The organism is Pyramidobacter sp. C12-8, from assembly GCF_002007215.1.
Classification (GTDB): Bacteria; Synergistota; Synergistia; order Synergistales; family Dethiosulfovibrionaceae; genus Pyramidobacter.
The window spans coordinates 1-16427 of sequence record NZ_MUHX01000020.1 but is presented as its reverse complement, the minus strand read 5'-3'; the positions used below and the strand labels follow the sequence as shown (position 1 = coordinate 16427).

13 protein-coding genes are annotated in these 16427 nt (G+C 62.7%); 10 read left to right on the top strand and 3 right to left on the bottom strand.

All coding sequences use genetic code 11. The features are described 5' to 3' along the window. Positions 1 to 104 precede the first annotated feature (104 nt). On the top strand, positions 105 to 872 hold the full coding sequence (locus tag B0D78_RS08310) for an amino acid ABC transporter ATP-binding protein (protein WP_078016512.1): 768 nt from the start codon (positions 105 to 107) through the stop codon (positions 870 to 872). Beyond that, on the top strand, positions 873 to 1526 hold the full coding sequence (locus B0D78_RS08305) for an amino acid ABC transporter permease (RefSeq protein ID WP_078016511.1): 654 nt from the start codon (positions 873 to 875) through the stop codon (positions 1524 to 1526). A 100-nt stretch (positions 1527 to 1626) separates the two neighbouring features. On the opposite strand, the gene B0D78_RS08300 is transcribed toward B0D78_RS08305, so the two are convergent. Together B0D78_RS08300 and tyrS are read right to left on the bottom strand one after the other, a co-directional pair. Beyond that, a complete protein-coding gene (locus B0D78_RS08300; protein WP_078016510.1) occupies positions 1627 to 2514 on the bottom strand; it encodes a lysophospholipid acyltransferase family protein in 888 nt (295 codons plus the stop codon). Between the two features lies 1 nt (position 2515). Further along, positions 2516 to 3793, bottom strand: coding sequence for a tyrosine--tRNA ligase (tyrS, locus tag B0D78_RS08295; RefSeq protein WP_078016509.1), 1278 nt, complete (start codon positions 3791 to 3793; stop codon positions 2516 to 2518). Positions 3794 to 4061: 268 nt separating this feature from the next. Here tyrS and B0D78_RS08290 point away from each other — a divergent pair, with 268 nt between their 5' ends. The 7 genes from B0D78_RS08290 (at position 4062) to B0D78_RS08260 (ending at position 12264) form a co-directional block, all read left to right on the top strand. Further along, positions 4062 to 5330 (top strand): CdaR family transcriptional regulator, encoded by a 1269-nt coding sequence (locus B0D78_RS08290; RefSeq protein WP_078016508.1) that lies wholly within the window; start codon positions 4062 to 4064, stop codon positions 5328 to 5330. Positions 5331 to 5472: 142 nt separating this feature from the next. Next, positions 5473 to 6036, top strand: a complete 564-nt coding sequence (gene ahpC, locus B0D78_RS08285; protein WP_078016507.1) for an alkyl hydroperoxide reductase subunit C — start codon at positions 5473 to 5475, stop codon at positions 6034 to 6036. Next, the gene (locus B0D78_RS08280; RefSeq protein ID WP_078016506.1) at positions 6037 to 7680 is read left to right on the top strand and encodes an FAD-dependent oxidoreductase; all 1644 of its coding nucleotides are present in this window, start codon (positions 6037 to 6039) and stop codon (positions 7678 to 7680) included. It abuts the gene before it with no gap. 336 nt (positions 7681 to 8016) lie between these two features. After that, positions 8017 to 8268 carry a hypothetical protein gene (locus B0D78_RS08275; RefSeq protein ID WP_078016505.1) on the top strand — a complete coding sequence of 84 codons (252 nt, stop codon included), beginning with the start codon at positions 8017 to 8019 and terminating at the stop codon, positions 8266 to 8268. 6 nt (positions 8269 to 8274) lie between these two features. Further along, positions 8275 to 9750: a sodium:solute symporter family protein gene (locus B0D78_RS08270; protein ID WP_078016504.1), complete on the top strand. Its 1476-nt coding sequence runs from the start codon at positions 8275 to 8277 to the stop codon at positions 9748 to 9750. Between the two features lie 97 nt (positions 9751 to 9847). Then, on the top strand, positions 9848 to 10633 hold the full coding sequence (locus tag B0D78_RS08265; RefSeq protein ID WP_078016503.1) for a creatininase family protein: 786 nt from the start codon (positions 9848 to 9850) through the stop codon (positions 10631 to 10633). Further along, a complete protein-coding gene (locus B0D78_RS08260; RefSeq protein WP_078016502.1) occupies positions 10627 to 12264 on the top strand; it encodes a M28 family metallopeptidase in 1638 nt (545 codons plus the stop codon). The genes B0D78_RS08265 and B0D78_RS08260 overlap by 7 nt, the downstream gene beginning before the upstream one ends. 163 nt (positions 12265 to 12427) lie before the next feature. Here the strand turns inward: B0D78_RS08260 and B0D78_RS08255 are convergent, their stop codons facing one another. Further along, positions 12428 to 13552, bottom strand: a complete 1125-nt coding sequence (locus B0D78_RS08255; protein WP_078016501.1) for a metallophosphoesterase — start codon at positions 13550 to 13552, stop codon at positions 12428 to 12430. Positions 13553 to 14053: 501 nt separating this feature from the next. Between B0D78_RS08255 and B0D78_RS08250 the strand changes: the two genes are divergently transcribed. Next, positions 14054 to 16427, top strand: a 2374-nt coding sequence (locus B0D78_RS08250) for a hypothetical protein (RefSeq protein WP_168170067.1), incomplete at its 3' end; no start/stop codon positions are given.

The window sequence follows — 16427 nt, the reverse complement described above, 5'->3', positions numbered from 1 at the left end:
CGATCCCTCTCTTGTGAAAACAAATAAACAAAATTGCAATTTTCATCTGGCAATAAACTGATAGTTGATTTATAATGAACGCATTTCAATGGAGGTGAGCGAATGTGACTCACGCGATAGAAGTAAAGGACCTGCACAAATCGTTCGGCGCTCTCGACGTGCTGAAAGGCGTCTCGCTGAACGTCGACGAGGGCGAAGTGATCACGGTCATCGGGCCCAGCGGCTCGGGCAAGAGCACTTTGGCGCGCTGTATCGCCCGTCTGGAGAGGATCGATTCCGGCGAGATCTACGTTTACGGCCACCGCATGGACGGCGAGAAGATGTCCAACGCCAGGGAGTCGGAGCTGCTGGGCATGATCTTTCAGCAGTTCAACCTGTTCCCGCACCTGAGCGTGTTGGAGAACGTGGCGATCGCGCCGATGAAAGTGCGCGGCAAATCCCGCGCCGAGGCGGAAAAGACCGCCCGGGAGCTTCTGGAACGCGTCGGTCTCGGCGACAAGATCGAAGCGTTCCCGGCGCAGCTTTCCGGCGGCCAGCAGCAGCGCGTGGCCATCGCCCGAGCGCTGGCTATGGATCCGAAGGTGATGCTCTTCGACGAGCCGACTTCGGCGCTCGATCCCGAGCTGGTCGGCGACGTGCTCAACGTCATCGCCGACCTGGCCAGAAGCGGCATGACGATGATGATCATCACGCACGAGATGCTCTTCGCCAAGGAAGTGTCGGACCGCGTCATCTTCATGGCCGACGGGCACATCGTCGAGCAGGGCGCGCCGGACGACATCTTCGTGCGCCCGCAGAAGGAGCGCACGCGCGCGTTCCTGCAGCGCGTGCTTTCCCATTACGGCGCGGCCGTGGCAGAGGAGGCGGAGTAAATGGAACTGGACTTTTCCGTGCTGATCCCGTATCTGCACATGTTCTGGAAGGGCGTGTGCGTGACCATTCAGGCCTCGTTCCTCGGCGTGCTGTTCGGTTCGGCGCTGGGCATCTTCATCGGCTCGTTCCGCGTCATGCCGTTCAAGCCGCTGCGCTACCTGATGGCGGCGTACATTTACGTGCTGCGCGGCACGCCGCTGATGATCCAGCTGTTTCTGATCTACTTCGGCCTGCCGGCGCTGGGCGTGAACCTCGACGCGGCCACGGCCGGCATCCTCGGCATCGGCATCAACTCGTCCGGTTACGTGGGCGAGATCGTGCGCGGCGGCATCGAAGGCGTGTCGAAGGGGCAGTGGGAAGCGGCCAAGATGCTGGGGCTGTCCTACTGGCAGACGATGAAGAGCATCATCCTGCCGCAGGCGATCCGCCACATGCTGCCGGCCATCGGCAACGAGTTCGTGACGCTGATCAAGGAATCGTCGCTGCTCTCCGTGCTCGCCATCAGCGACCTGACCATGGTCGGCCAGCAGGTGCGCAGCGTCACCTACGCCTCGTTCGAGACGTTCATCTTCGTGGCCGTGGTCTATCTGGTGCTGACCAGCGTCACCTCGGGCGCGCTGCAGCTGCTCGAAAACCGCTGGAAGGTGAAATAGCGCGGCTGGATCGAACAAGAAAAACAAACAGGGCGGCTGAACGAAAACTCTCGCTCAGCCGCCCTGTTTTATTTTTTTGTCGTAAAGTTTCGCCGCAGGATTACTGCATTTTCACGCCGGGATGATCGGGGTCGGTCTTCCAGCGGCGGTGGAACCAGAACCACTGCTCGGGGGCGAGGCGCACCATCTCTTCGAGCACGGCGTTGGCTTTTTGCGTCAGCGCGGCGACGTTCTCGCGGCTGCGTTCCTGCGGATCCCCGACGAGGTCGGGCAGGAAGACGACGCGGTATTTGAACGGAGCCAGGCGCAGCGAGTAAACAGTGAGCAGCGGCAGTTTGGCCGTCAGCGCCAGCGCGGCGGGGCCTTCGACCATGGTGGTGCGGCGGTTCAAAAACGTCACGGGCACGGCGCGGTCCCCGGCGTCCTGATCGGCGAGCAGGGCGACCCATGTGCCGGCCTGCGCCTGCCGGATCATGTGGCGCACGTTCATGGCGCCCTTGCGCAGCGTGGTTTCGCCGAGGTTGGCGCGGTAGCGCTCGATCAGCGCCGCGAATTCGGGATTGTCGGCGTCGCGCGCGGCGGGCTGGACGGGATAACCGTTCTGCGGCAGCCAGCCGCCGAGGATCTCCCAGTTGCCGAAATGGCCGGTGAGCATAAAGCAGCCGGCGCCGGAGGCTTTCTGCGCGTCGGCGCATTCGCGCCCTTCCACCTCGACGACCATCTTGCTGACGAGAGAGGGATCGTTCTGGCAGGCGAGGAATTCCACGATCATCCAGGAGAAGTGGCGGTACACGCCGCGCAGCGTTTTTTTGTGCCACGCTTCGTCCTTTTCGGGAAACGAGGTTTTGAACGCGTCGAGCATCAGCCGCCGGCGGATGGGCACGAGAGCGAAAACGCCGCGGCACAAGCCGTAGAGCGCGCGTCCGCGCCAGTCGGGGTAGGCGAGCGTTTTGCGCAGGAATTCGACGGCCGAAACGGCGAAGCTCATCTTATTTGCGGCCGATCATAAAATATTTCTTTTTGCCGAGGCGGATCAGCGAGGAGTAGCCGCAGAGCACGTCCTTCTCCTCGATCTGCGCGCCGTCGTCGGCGCGGACGCCGTTGACGGACACGCCGCCGCCGGCGATCAGGCGCTTGGCTTCGCCCTTGCTCTTGCACGCGCCCACCTCGGCGAGCGCGTCGGCGAGCGGCATGGGCAGCGAGGCGACTTTGCCGCAGGGCGTCTCGGCCGCCAGCGTGTGGAGCATTTCTTCCGTCAGATCTTCGGGCGTGTAAGCGCCGCCGAAGAGGATCTCGCTGGCGTGCCGGACGTTGGCCGCCACGTTTTCGCCGTGGACGAGCCTGGTGATCTCGTAGGCCAGCACGCGCTGCGCTTCGCGTTTCTCGGGCGACTGCATGTGGCGCGCGACCAGCGCGTCGATCTCGTCGAGCGGCAGGAACGTGAAATAGCGCAGCGTCTTGGCGATCGTGGCGTCTTCGCTGTTGACCCAGAACTGGTAGAACTGGTAGGGCGAGGTCTTGGCCGGATCGAGCCAGACGGCGCCGCCCTCGGTCTTGCCGAACTTGTGCCCGGCGGAAGTCAGCAGCAGCGGATTGGTGCCGCCGTACACCGCCGCGCCCTCTTCGTGCTTACGGATGAAGTCGATGCCGCTGGTGATGTTGCCCTGCTGGTCGTTGCCGCCCAGCTGCAGGCGGCAGCCGTAAGTCGTGTAGAGATGGTAGAAGTCGTAGGACTGCAGCAGCGTGTAGGCGAACTCGGTGAAGGACAGGCTCTTGGTCGGGTCCTCGATGCGGCTCCTGACGTGTTCCTTGGCGATCATCTTGTTGATCGTGAAGAACTTGCCCACGTCGCGCAGGAACTCGAGGAAGTTCATGGAACTCAGCCAGTCGTAGTTGTTGACCAGCAGCGCGGAGTTCTCGCCGCAGTCGAAGCTGACGAAGTGCATGAGTTGCTTCTTGACGCCTTCAACGTTGTGGCGGATCTGATCCATCGTCAGCAGATTGCGCTCCGCGCTCTTCATGGACGGGTCGCCGATCATGCCCGTGCCGCCGCCGGCCAGCACGATGGGCCGGTGCCCGAGCCGCTGCAGCCAGGCCAAGCCCATCAGCGGGATCAGATGGCCGACGTGCAGACTGTCCGCGGTGGGGTCGAAGCCCACGTAAGCCGTGACCATGCCTGTGTCGAACAATTCCCTGACGCCGGCGTCGTCCGTGGTCCAGTCGATGAAGCCGCGCGCGCGAAGCACTTCAAGCGCATTTTCTGCCATTTTTAGATCAAATCCTTTCGCCTTCGAAGAATAAAAATTTGCCGATGAACGAGTCAGTAGAGTACATCTTAACACATTCGGACGGGAAATGTTCCATGCGCCGCGACACGTTTCCCGTTTTTCATTCGGTCAAAGAAGGCATAAGCGGACTTTGGCTGACAACTTCGGAGGATTGTTCGTGAAATATCACTCAATATGCTATTGCAAAAATATAAAATTTATGGCTAAATATTAACTGTATTTATACTTTAAGCACAAGGTGAGAAAAATGTATGAACAGAACTCTGAGGGAAACATCCTGCTGCGCAAATGCGCCCAGGAAATCGCCGCCGCCGTCGCCTCGGCCATCAATTTCGACGTGATCATCACCGATGCGGAAGGCGTTATCGTCGGTTCCAGCAACACGGACCGCCTCGAACAGTTTCACGAGGCATCGCTATCCGTCGTCGCCAGCGGACAGAACGCTCGTACCGGCGAAAGGCAGGCGCAGCAGCTCAGAGGCACGCTGCCCGGCGTCACCGCGCCGGTCCGGAGCATGAACGGGCAGATCGCCGGCACGGTGGCGATCGCCGGCGAGCCCGAAAAAGTCGTTCCCTTCGCCGCGATCGTGAAGCAGCAGGTCGAACTGCTGCTGCGCGAGCGCGAATTGTACGCCTACTCGGTCAATCGCGAGAGCACGCTGCAGAATCTCGTCCAGGACATCGGCTCCTTCGTCCCCGGCGTCAGCAACGAGGCGCTGCTGCTGTCGCGCGCGTCCGAATACGGTTACGACCGCACCTGGCATTACATTCCCATCGCCGTCGACCTGTACCAGTTCGGCCGCTTCGCCCTGCAGGTGCGCGAGCAGATGCGCCGCCAGAGCGAGAACGCCGAAACGCGCATCCTCAACGTGAAGAAAGCCGTGCTCGCGTCGATCCGCAAGCTCTTCGCCGAGCCGCGCGACCTTTCGGCCATGCTCGGCAACAACCGTTTCGTGATCCTTTTCGCGGCCGGCGGCGAGAAGACGGAGCACGGGAATTCCATGGCCGACGAAGCCGCGGCGCGCGCGCGCAAGATCCTGCAGGCCATCGAAGCCTTCGATCTCAAGGCCGCCATCGGCATCGGTTCGCCGGCGCTGGGCATTTCCGCGCTGGCGGTCAGCTATCAGGAAGCGTGGAAAGCCCTGTTCCTCGGCAAGAAATTCCGTCAGCAGCCGGGCGTCTACAACATCGCCGATTACCGCCTCGAAGACGTGATCACCACGATCGATTCGCCCGTGCGCACCCGTTTCGTCCAGGCCGTGACGGGCGCTTTCCGCCGCTATCCCGACTGGGAACAGATGCGCGAGACCATCCGCGAATGGTGCGAAAGCGGCTTTTCGCTGGTCGAAGCGGCGCGGCGCATGCACGTGCACCGCAACACGCTGATCTACCGCCTCGACAAGCTCGACAAGGAGTCGGGCTTGAACCTGAAAGATTTCCGCACCTGCCTCAATCTCTATCTGGCGCTCGTGATGGATCAGTACGTCGGCCCCGCGGTCAAGGAGAAAGATCTGTGATTCGAGACGGCTCCCTTTGTCGCCGCGGGATCGTAAAAAATCGTTTTTTTGCTGATCCCCCTCTTGACATTGCGTAGAAATATGATATTTTTAGTCAGGGTTAATTAATGCTAATCCAAAAACATCAAGGGGGTCATTCAAGATGTCTCTTATCAACAAGGAAGTTTCCGATTTCAAGGTTTCCGCTTATCAGAACAACGAGTTCAAGACCGTGACCAAGGCCGACATCCTCGGCACGTGGAGCGTGTTCTTCTTCTATCCCGCGGATTTCACCTTCGTCTGCCCGACCGAACTCGAAGATCTGGAAAACAATTACGCGAAGTTCAAGGCCGCCGGCTGCGAGATCTACTCCGTGTCCTGCGACACCCATTTCGTGCACAAGGCGTGGCACGATCACTCCGAGAAGATTTCCAAGCTGACCTATCCGATGCTGGCCGATCCGACCCACGCGCTGGCGAAGGACTTCGACGTCCTCATCGAGGAGGCTGGCATCGCCGAGCGCGGCACGTTCATCGTCAATCCCGAGGGCAAGATCGTCGCCTACGAAGTCAATTCCGGCAACGTCGGCCGCAACGCCGACGAGCTGCTGCGCAAGCTGCAGGCCTGCCAGTTCGTCGCCGAGCACGGCGACCAGGTTTGCCCCGCCAAGTGGAAGCCGGGCGCGGAGACTCTGAAGCCGAGCCTCGACCTCGTCGGAGCGCTGTAAGTGAGCGTGGGCGAAAATCTCTACGACGTCATCGTTATCGGCGGCGGTCCGGCTGGACTGACCGCCGCTCTTTATCTGGCGCGGGCCTGCTACCGCGTGCTGGTCGTGGAGAAGGAAAAGTTCGGCGGACAGATCACGATCACGTCCGAAGTCGTCAACTATCCGGGCGTCGAGCGCGCCAGCGGCGCGGATCTGACGGACAGGATGCGCCGCCAGGCGGAGAGCTTCGGCGCGGAGTTCCTGCTGGCCGAGGTGACGGCCGTCGAGGTCGATGGCGACGTGCGTCGGGTCGTGACCAGCCGCGGCGTCTTCGAATGTTTCGGGCTGCTCGTCGCCACGGGCGCGCATCCGCGCACGGTCGGCTTCGAGGGCGAGCTGGATTTCCGCGGGCACGGCGTCGCCTACTGCGCCACCTGCGACGGCGAGTTCTTCACCGGCAAGCCGGTCTTCGTCGTCGGCGGCGGTTTCGCGGCGGCGGAGGAGAGCGTTTTCCTGACCAAGTACGCCTCGCACGTCACCGTGCTGATCCGCAAGGACGATTTTTCCTGCGCCAAGTCGGCGGCCGACGAGGCGCGGCGGAACGAGAAGATCACCGTGCTCACCAACACCTCGGTGGAAAGCGTCTCGGGCGATTCCGTGCTGCGCCGCCTGGTCTACGTCAACGGCAAGACCGGCGAGCGCACGGTCTTCGAGCCGGAGAACGGCGATACTTTCGGCGTCTTCGTCTTCGCCGGCTACTCGCCGAGCACGGAGCTTTTCAGGGGCGTCGTCGATCTGGACGAGCGCGGTTACGTGATCACCGACCGGCAGCAGAAGACCTCGGTAGACGGCGTCTACGCCGCCGGCGACGTTTGCATCAAAAACCTGCGTCAGGTCGTCACGGCCGTCGGCGACGGCGCGCTGGCGGCCACCGAGCTTGAAAAGTACTGCGCGGCCATGCAGAAGAAGACCGGTCTGAAGCCCGAAGTTCCCCACAGGCGCGCAGCCGCGCATCGGCCCGCCGATTCCGGGCGCGGCGAGAGTGCGCCGGCGACGGCGCCCCAAGGCGACGGCCTCTTCAGCGCCGATATGGTTCAGCAGCTGGACGCGCTGTTCGCCAAGATGGAGTCGCCGCTGATCCTGCGCCTGTCCCTGGACGAGCGGCCCGTCTCGCGCGAACTGGAGAATTACATGGACGCGCTGGCGGCCTTGACGGACAAATTGACCGTGGAAAAATCCGCCACGGCGGGCGACGGCGCCCCTTGCGTCAGAGTGTGCCGCGCCGACGGCCGCGAGGCGGGGATCGCGTTCCACGGCGTTCCCGGCGGGCACGAGTTCACCTCGTTCGTGCTCGGCCTGTACAACCTCGCCGGCCCCGGACAGCGCATCGACGACCGGACCAAAACCCTGATCGAAAAACTCGATCGCGACGTGCATATGACGATCATGGTCAGCCTGACCTGCACGATGTGCCCGGAGCTGGTGACCGCGGCGCAGCGCATCGCTTCGCTGAATCCGCGCGTCTCCGTCGACGTCTACGATCTCAACCACTTCCCGGAACTGCGCGAAAAGTACAACGTCATGAGCGTTCCCTGCTACGTCGTCAACGATGGCCAGCCGATGTTCGGCAAGAAGACCGTCGAGGAACTGCTGGCGCAGCTTTAAGCGAATCATTGTACATAAAACGATAACGGCCCGGCGGACTCTGAAAGTTTTTCAGACGCCCGCCGGGCCGTCGTTTCTTGATGAAACGGCCGCTCCGGAAACGGATCGTGAAAGAGATATCAAGCGTCCATGCGCCGTTCGGAAAAATGGATCCATTGACACACTCAGGGAAAATTATTATACTCAAGCCGAGGGTTTTTTGGATACATTTATTTTTTGTTTACGACGCCGTTTTTGCGGCGCGCGCTGTTTTCAGGCCCGGAAAGGAGGCGCGGGATCTTTAGGGACGACGGCGGAGGTGCGGCAGAGGCATTTTTTTTGAAAGGAGCGGCTTGGATGGATATTTTCAGCAACAGTTTCGAAAAAAAATGGGCGCTGGTTTTCGGTTTTCTGTTCTTCATCATCATGGTCCCGTTCCCGTTCTTTTACGCGACCCGGTACATCCCCGTGATTTACGGGCTGCCCGGTTTCATCGTGGGCTGGACGGTCCACACGGCGATCACGATGGTCCTGATCGTCGTTTTTTATGTACAGGCCATGCGCCGTCCCGAGTACCACGAATTTGACGAAGAACGGAAAGGAGAGTAGTTCATCATGGACGTAGGGACAATGCTCAAGCCGATCCCGTCGGTGTTTTACGGAGTTCTCGCTTTTTATTTCGTGCTGATGGCGGGCATCGGATACTTTTCGGCGAAGAACACCACCACGCTGAAGGACTTCTTCGTCATGAGCGGCAAAGCCGGCGCCATCGTCAGCGGCTTCGCCTATTTCGCCACGCAGTACAGCATGAGCACGTTCATGGGCTGTCCGGCGACCTGCTATAAGGTCGGCTTCGCGGGGCTGTCCATTTCCGTGCCGGGGCTGGTGTTTTCCATGATCATCCCGGCGCTGCTGGTGGGGCGCAAGCTCATCAAGCTCGGGCACACGCAGGGATTCTTGACGCTGGCCGATTATCTGGGCGACCGTTTCGAGTCCAACGGCCTGCGCACGTTCCAGGCGCTGCTGATGATCATTTTCATGATCCCGATGATGGGCGCGCAGACGATCGGCGCCGGCGTGATCCTGCGCGTGTACACGGGCGCGCCCGAGTGGGTGGGCATCGTCGGCATGGGGATCGTCGTCATCCTTTACTGCATGAGCGGCGGCATCCGCGGCGCCATGCTGACCGACGTGATCCAGGGCGGTCTGATGCTGGCCACGGCGATCGTCACGTTTGTGGTGTCGATCAGGTTGGGCGGAGGCTTCGAGGCGATTTCGGCCAAGCTGCTCGAGCTCAATCCTGCGTACATGTCGCATCCCGGCGTTGGCGGGGCTTACGGCTGGGCGAACTACGTGTCGATGATCGTGCTGTGGAGCTTTTTCTCGATCTCGCAGCCGACGCTGGTGACGAAGTTCTTCGCCATGAAAAACTATAAGGTCATGTTCAAGGCTACGATTCTCGGCACGCTGGGCATGTGGATCGCCGCGACGCTGATCGAGTGGTCGGGCGTCAACGGCATCGTTTCCATTCCCGGGCTGCAGGGCAAGGATATCGACTTCATCGTGCCTCTGCTGCTGCAGAAGAGCCTTTCGCCCGTCATTTCCTCGCTGCTGATCACGGGCATCATGGCGGCCGGCATGTCGACGATCGATTCGCTGCTGATCTCCGCCACGGGCGCGATCACCCGCGACATTTACCAGAGGCGCGTCAACCCGCGGGCGACCGACGGCCAGATCCTGCGTATGTCGCGCTACGTCACGGTGATCATCGGCGTGATCGCCATCTGCTTCGGCGTTTCGCGTCCCGCGACGATCTTCAAGCTGATCCTGTTCGCTTTCGGCGGTCTGGGGATCTGGACGGCGCCGGTGCTGCTCGGGCTCTACTGGAAGGGCGCGACCCGTGCGGGCGCTTTCGCCGGCGTGGCGGTGGGCGAGGCGCTGTTCGTGCTGATGACGCTCAAGCATCCCGGCTGGGCCTTCGGCTTCAACCCGCTGATGGTCTGCTGGGCGTACGCGATGATCGTCATGATCGTCGTCAGCTTGGCGACCCGCAGGGCTTCGGACGAGACGCTGAAGCGCCATTTCGCCTAGGGCTCGCCCAGTCATGACGGAGGTCCCCGCCGCAGCCGCCCGGCGCGCGGCGGGATCTCTCTTTGCTTTTGTTCGGGAAGTGCGGGAGGGATTGAAAATGTATCTGGCTTCGATGACGTGGCACGAGTTCCACGAAACGGCTTCCGACGAGCTGCTGGCGCTGGTCCCGCTGGGAAGCACCGAGCAGCACGGCTCGATCGGCCCGCTGGGCACCGACTTCACGATCCCGGAAGAGATGGCGCGGCGGCTCGAGGCGCGTTATGCCGACCGTCTGGTCGTGCTGCCGACGATGCCCTACGGCGTGTGCCCTTATCACACGGAGTTCAGCGGCACGATCGACATCGGCACGGCGGCGCTGCAGTCGGTGATGACGAGCGTCGCCGTGCATCTGATGGACGCCGGCGTGCGCCGTTTCGTCTTTCTCAACGGCCACGGCGGCAACGATCCGGCGCTGGAGGCGGCGTGTTTGCGGATCTACGGGCGCGGCGGCCTGGGCGCGATCCTGGACTGGTGGACGATCGCCCGCGAGCTGGATCCGCGCTGGGGCGGCGGGCACGGCGGCGGGCAGGAGGCGGCGGTGATGATGGCGCTGCGCCCCGACTGGGTGCGCAAGGAAAAGAACTTTGTCCCCGAGGAGATCCGCTCGCTGACGCCGGAGCTGAAAAGCACGTACGGCAACGCCATCACCTTCAAGGGCGCGACGGTGAAGATTATCCGCTCGACGGCGGCGTTCACCAAGACCGGCACCTTCGGCGGCGGCGACGACAGCTGCGCCAAAGCCGACGCGGCGTGGGGGCGCGAGATCTTCGAGGGCACGGTGCGCTACCTGGGCGATTTCGTCGAGGAGTTCCTGAAAGCCCCTCTGCCGGCGGCGAAATGCTGACGGCGGCGGAGAAAGGTCTGCTTGGCGCGATCGACCACGGCCGCGTCTGGAAGGACGTCGAAACGATCGCCTCTTTCGACCGCAGGTCGGGGCGCGAGGGCGAGGCGAAGGCGGCGGAATTTGTCGCCGACCGCCTCAGCCGCGCCGGCGTGAAGTGGACGCTGCATCGTTATCCCGCCTGGCTCAGCGACCCCGTCTCGGCGCGGCTGACGCTGCTCGATGCGGACGGGAGCGAGCGCCGCCTGCCGTGCAAGACGTGGAGCTTCTGCGCTTCGACGCGCGAGCCCGTGCGGGGGACGCCGGTCTTCGTCGAAAAGACGGAGCTGCTGCACAATCCGCTCGACCTTCTGGCCGCGCGCGGCGCCCCGCGCGAGCGCGACCTGCTGGGAAAGATCGTCGTCGCGCGCACCGCGTCGCCGGTCGCGGCCATGGACGCTCAGGACCGCGGCGCGGCGGCGCTGGTCTGCGTTTGGGAACAGGGCGACGAAACGCTGATCCACGAGGGCAACGTCAATTTTATCTGGGGACAGCCCGACCCGTGGGAAAGTTCGCTTTATCCCGCGCTGCCGGTCGCGGTCATGCCGCGCGGCGCAGGCGAGGCCTTGATCCGCCGCGCCTGCGCCGGAGATGCGGTTCTCGAACTCGAAACGCGCGTGGAGAACGGAGTTCGCGAGATCCCCGTGCTCGAAGCCGACCTGCCCGGCGAAAGCGAAGAGTACGTGCTGCTGGGCAACCATCTGGATTCGTGGCATTACGGCGCCTGCGACAACGCCACCGGCAACGCCGTCGCGCTCGCCATGGCCGGACTTTTCGCCGCACGCCCCCTGGCGCGGGGGATCAAGATCTGCTGGTGGTCGGGACACTCGAACGGACGCTACGCCGGCTCGTCGGCCTTCGCCGCGGATAATTTCGATTCGCTGCGGCGCCGCTGCCTGGCGCTGTGCAACGCCGACATGCCGGGGCTGCGCGGCGCGGACGACTTCGCGCGCGGCTCTTCGGGGCCGGACCTGCGCGGTCTGTACGCTTCCGTCGTGGCCGACGTGACCGGCCAAAAACTGCGCCCCGGCGGCTTCGTGACGGGCTGGGACCTGTCGTTCAAGAATATCGGCGTTTCCAGCTGCATGAGCTGGAGCTCGACGCTGCCTGACGGTTCGCCGGACGGCACGGCGAACGGCTTCATGAGCTGGTGGTGGCACACCGAAGAGGACGTGATGGAACACGTCGATCCCGTCGTCATGAAGCAGGACGCGCGGCTTTACGCGCTGGCGCTGAGCCGCCTGGCGTCGCCGAAAAGATTCCCCTTCGACGTGCCGGCCCTGACCGCGGCGCTGGAACGGGAGCTGCCCCGTTACGAAGACACGGAAGACCTGCGCGCGCGGCTGAAAGGACTGCCGCTGCCGCGGATGGAGCCCCTGCGCGCCACGCGGCTTTTGAATCGCGCGCTCTACGCCTTCAAGGACGCGCCGCAGCAGGATTGGGCCCTGCCGCTCGATTGGCTGCCGGGGCTGGCCCTGGCGCGGGACGCCTCTCCGCGCACGGAGCGCGCGCGGCTGATGATCCGGTCGTTCCGGCGCGCGCAGCTCAACCGCCTCGGCGATCTGATCTGCGCGCTTGAGAGTCTGGCATCGTAGTTGCTGAGAGAAGCCGGTTTTCAACGAAAAAGCCGAACGATTTTTTTCGATCGGCGAAGAGAGTCAGAGAGACGAAAAAGAAGCGCGTTTTCGCGATCGTTTCGACCGCGGAAGCGCGCTTCTTTGTTTTTTGCCGCAGGATCACGGGTTTTTTGCCGCAGGATCACGGCGCGGCGCGGAGCGTGAGCAGCGTGATTTCGGCGGGATCCATGAGCCGCAGCGGGAAACCGTTCCAAAGCGAAGTGCCGGGACTGTTGAACAGTTTCATGCCGCCGACGTCGTACCAGCCCTTGACGAAACCGCCGTTGAACCGGGCGACGAGCCGGTCGAGCCCCGGCATCATGCCGCCATGCGTGTGCCCGGATACCTGCAGCGCCACGCCGCGGGCCGCGTTTTCGCGCGCCGCTTCGGGGCGGTGGGCCATGAGGATGACGGGGACGCCCCGAGGCGCGCCGGCCAGCGCTTTGTCCGGATCGGGCGCGGCGCGGCCCATGCGCGCCCCCTGTTGGTCGGGCACTCCGGCCAGCACCAGCCGCCCTTCGCCGCGGGCCAGTACGCGGTGTTCGTTTTCCAGCATCGTGACGCCGAATTTGCGCAGCTGCTTCATCCAGGCGTCGAAGCCCGAGTAATATTCGTGGTTGCCCGACGAGCCGAAAACGCCCAGCGGCGCTTTCAGCTGCGCCAGCGGCTCCAGATCCTCCCTGCGCTGGCTGACCAGCCCGTCGACGAAATCGCCGGGCATCAGGATCAGGTCGGGCTTGAGCGCCATCGTTCTGTCGACGATGGCCTGGATCAGCGGGCGGCGGTTCAGCGCGCTGGCGTGAAGGTCGACGAGCAGCGCCACCCTGAGCCCCTCGAACTCGGGCGCCAGCCCGCGGATCGTCACGGGACGCTCGGCGACGTCCGGCACGCGGATCGCCTCCCACGTGCCGTAAGCGGTCAGCGCCGCGGCGAAGACGAGGGCGAGCAGCGAGGCCTCCGCGGCGGGGAACGGGCGGCGGGCGCAGAGCTTCCACAGCAGCCAGACCGCGTCCTTGACCAGCAGCAGAAACAGCGCCACGATCAGCAGATTGTAGAGCAGCGAGCCCGCGATCATGACCCAGCGCGGCAGATCGGGGGCGAAGAACATGCCGCCGCCCAGCCGCTGGTAGATGGAATTCTTGAAAGCCCCCGCCAGCAGCAGCGCCGCGGCGGCCAGCTTGCCCCAGAGATGCAGCCGCAGCGGCCAGATCATGCTGAACGCCTCGTACAGGAAAATAACGCCTGAAACTGCGATGATGATGCGCACAGAGAACCTCCGTCACTTTTGATCGTCTATGGCGACCGGAACCTGCCCGGCCGAAAACCTCGAATAATTTAACACTGAAAGTCCGCTTCAGGTCAAGCGCCTTTTTGTACGGGCGTCCCCGTCGTGATTGTAGATAAATTCATAAAAGACTGCGACGCCGGCCGCAAAAGCGGGCTGAATAAATTTTTTTCGCGTATTTTTGTCAAAAAGCGCTGAAAAATGTTGAAGAATATTTCGACTTTTCCCCTTCGTGTCTCCGTTCTTTGCGCGGGGAATTCCGAGCCGGCCGCAGGCGTTTGAAAGCGTCGCGGCTTTTGTTTACTCGGGGTAAAGTATAAACACAAACAACTCGTTATCTTTACACGGGGGTATGATATGTTTGTGAACACTCTTATGATGGCGTGTTGTATGCCGGCATGGAGCGCAGCGCGCGTCGAAAGACGCGGAAAAAGCGAAACGGCGCCCGGTGCGTTGGGAAGATTTCAGAGGAGGTCGTATACGATGATGGGAAAGTTTATGCAGCGGAGCAGACCGCCCGCCGTGCGGAAGGCGGCGGCGCTGCTTCTGGCGTTGGCGCTGGGGGGAACGGGAAGCGCTTTCGGCGCCTGGGTCGACTGGGTCGAGGGAGGAAAGCTGAAGATCGGCCCGAATGGCTCTCCTTCTGTGGGCTTGCACGCTCTTGCCGCGATAGGGGCGGGCGCCGAAGCGATCGGCGTCAACGCTATCGCAATGGGGCAGTCGTCCTACGCCAAAGGGCAAAATTCCTTCGCTCTCGGGCTTGTGGCCCGCGCCGAAGGCAACAGTTCCTATGCGATAGGTACGAATACCAAAGCGACCAACGAAGGTTCCATCGCGATAGGGAGAGAAGCCGAGAGCACCGGCGAAATTTCCGTCGCGCTCGGGTTCAAAACGGTTGCCAAGGGCGGCTATGCCACCGCGATGGGGAACGAAACCAGTGCCGAGGGCGAGTCTTCCACCGCGATGGGGAGCAAGTCCAAAGCCATCGGCAACGTTTCCACCGCAATGGGGGTTGAGAGCGAAGCCAAGGGAGGTTCTTCCGTCGCGATGGGGTACAAAGCCCAAACCGCCGGCTACGCTTCCATCGCGATGGGGAACGTGACCCGCGCCACTGGCGCCGCTTCCACCGCGATGGGGAGCAATACCCTTGCCGAGGGCAACTATTCCACCGCGATGGGTTCAAGTTCGCAGGCGAAGGCTATAAACTCCCTGGCGGCGTCGGGAGGCATCGTCGAAACCGCGGCGGTGAATTCCTTCGCCGTAGGCGTGGGGGCGCGCGCCGTGCGGGCCGATTCCGTCGCCCTCGGCAGCGGGGCGATGGCGGATACCGCCGCCGGGAAAGCGGCGTTTCTGGGGGCCGGGCAGAGCGGTGCGGCGTGGATCTCCACGCGCAACGCCGTCGCCGTGGGCAACCTGGCCGGTAACATTACCCGCCAGATCACCGGCGTGGCGGCCGGGACCGACAACGATGACGCCGTCAACGTGGCGCAGCTGAAGCGCGCCGCCACCTGGACCATCAAGGACAGCCAGACCCCGACGCCCGGCTCCAAAGTCATCGACGTCAGCACCCCGCTGGTGGTCAAGGGAGACGCTTACATCAAACCGGTGGTGAACGCCGCCGGGCTGAACTTCACCCTCGACCAGACCAAGCTGAACAGCCAGATCAACGCCCAGGTGAACACCAACCCCACCGTCACCGGACACACCACTGACATCAACGCCCTCAAAGGCGGCTTCACCGTCAGCAACGCCGCCGGCACCAAACAGACCATCACCCTCGGTGGCGCGACCAAGAAGAACATCCAGTTCGTAGGCGAAGCCAACAAAATCCTCGTCGAAGTGGCGAGCGCCGCCGACGGCGCCACCGTCACCGTGAAGACCGACCCCAACCTCGGAACTCACCTCAACATCGCCAACAACGGCGCCATCACCAGTCTGAACACCACGGTAAACGGGCACACCACCGACATCACCGCCCTGAAAGCCGGTTTCAACGTCAAATCCGGTAGCAGCGTAGGCCCGATCGTGGCCGGCGACACCCTGGAGTTCGCGGGCATCAACTACATCCAGACCTCCTACGACGCCGCCGCCAAGAAACTGACCGTCGGCCTCGACACAACGGCGCTGAACAGCCAGATCAACAATCAGGTGAACAGCAACACCACGGTCACCCAACACGGCACCGACATCACCGCGCTCAAGAACGGCTTCACCGTCAGCAACGCCGCAGGAACGAAACAAGACATCACCCTCGGCGGCGCGACCAAGAAGAACATCAAGTTCGAAGGCGAAACCGACAAGATCGACGTGACCGTAGCGGCCGACGGGGCTGACGGCGCAAAAGTGACCGTGACAGCCAACGCCAACCTCGGAACAAACCTCGACATCAGCAACAACGCGACCGTGACGAACCTGAGCAACACCGTGAGCGGAAACACCGCCAACATCGCCACCAACACCAGCAACATCACCAAACTGCAAGGCGGCTTCGACCTCAAAGCCGGCAGCACGACCAACAACGTCGCCTTAGGCGGAGCGACAGCCCCGACCGTGGAATTCGCGGGCGCCGACGACACCGTCACCGTCGACCTGACCGGGACGAAAGTCACCTACGGCATCGACAAGACCAAGCTGATCACCCAGCTCAACAACAACAGCACCACGATCACCAACGTCGAAGCCAAGTTCAAACTGGCCGACGAAGGCACCGGCACGACAACCGTCACCGCGGACAAGACCGGCACACAGACCGTGAAATTCGCCGGCGACGGCAACATCATCGAATCCGAAGTCGGCACGGCTGGCGTGAAGTACAGCCTCAACACCACGGCGCTGAACACCGCCATCACCAACAACA

Bases quoted from the DNA above. Each gene is read 5' to 3' on its own strand.
- B0D78_RS08260 (WP_078016502.1), top strand. From the start codon at position 10,627: ATGCTGACGGCGGCGGAGAAAGGTCTGCTTGGCGCGATCGACCACGGC.
- B0D78_RS08270 (WP_078016504.1), top strand. From the start codon at position 8,275: ATGGACGTAGGGACAATGCTCAAGCCGATCCCGTCGGTGTTTTACGGA.
- tyrS (WP_078016509.1), bottom strand. From the start codon at position 3,793: ATGGCAGAAAATGCGCTTGAAGTGCTTCGCGCGCGCGGCTTCATCGAC.
- B0D78_RS08305 (WP_078016511.1), top strand. From the start codon at position 873: ATGGAACTGGACTTTTCCGTGCTGATCCCGTATCTGCACATGTTCTGG.
- B0D78_RS08265 (WP_078016503.1), top strand. From the start codon at position 9,848: ATGTATCTGGCTTCGATGACGTGGCACGAGTTCCACGAAACGGCTTCC.
- B0D78_RS08275 (WP_078016505.1), top strand. From the start codon at position 8,017: ATGGATATTTTCAGCAACAGTTTCGAAAAAAAATGGGCGCTGGTTTTC.
- B0D78_RS08300 (WP_078016510.1), bottom strand. From the start codon at position 2,514: ATGAGCTTCGCCGTTTCGGCCGTCGAATTCCTGCGCAAAACGCTCGCC.
- B0D78_RS08290 (WP_078016508.1), top strand. From the start codon at position 4,062: ATGTATGAACAGAACTCTGAGGGAAACATCCTGCTGCGCAAATGCGCC.
- ahpC (WP_078016507.1), top strand. From the start codon at position 5,473: ATGTCTCTTATCAACAAGGAAGTTTCCGATTTCAAGGTTTCCGCTTAT.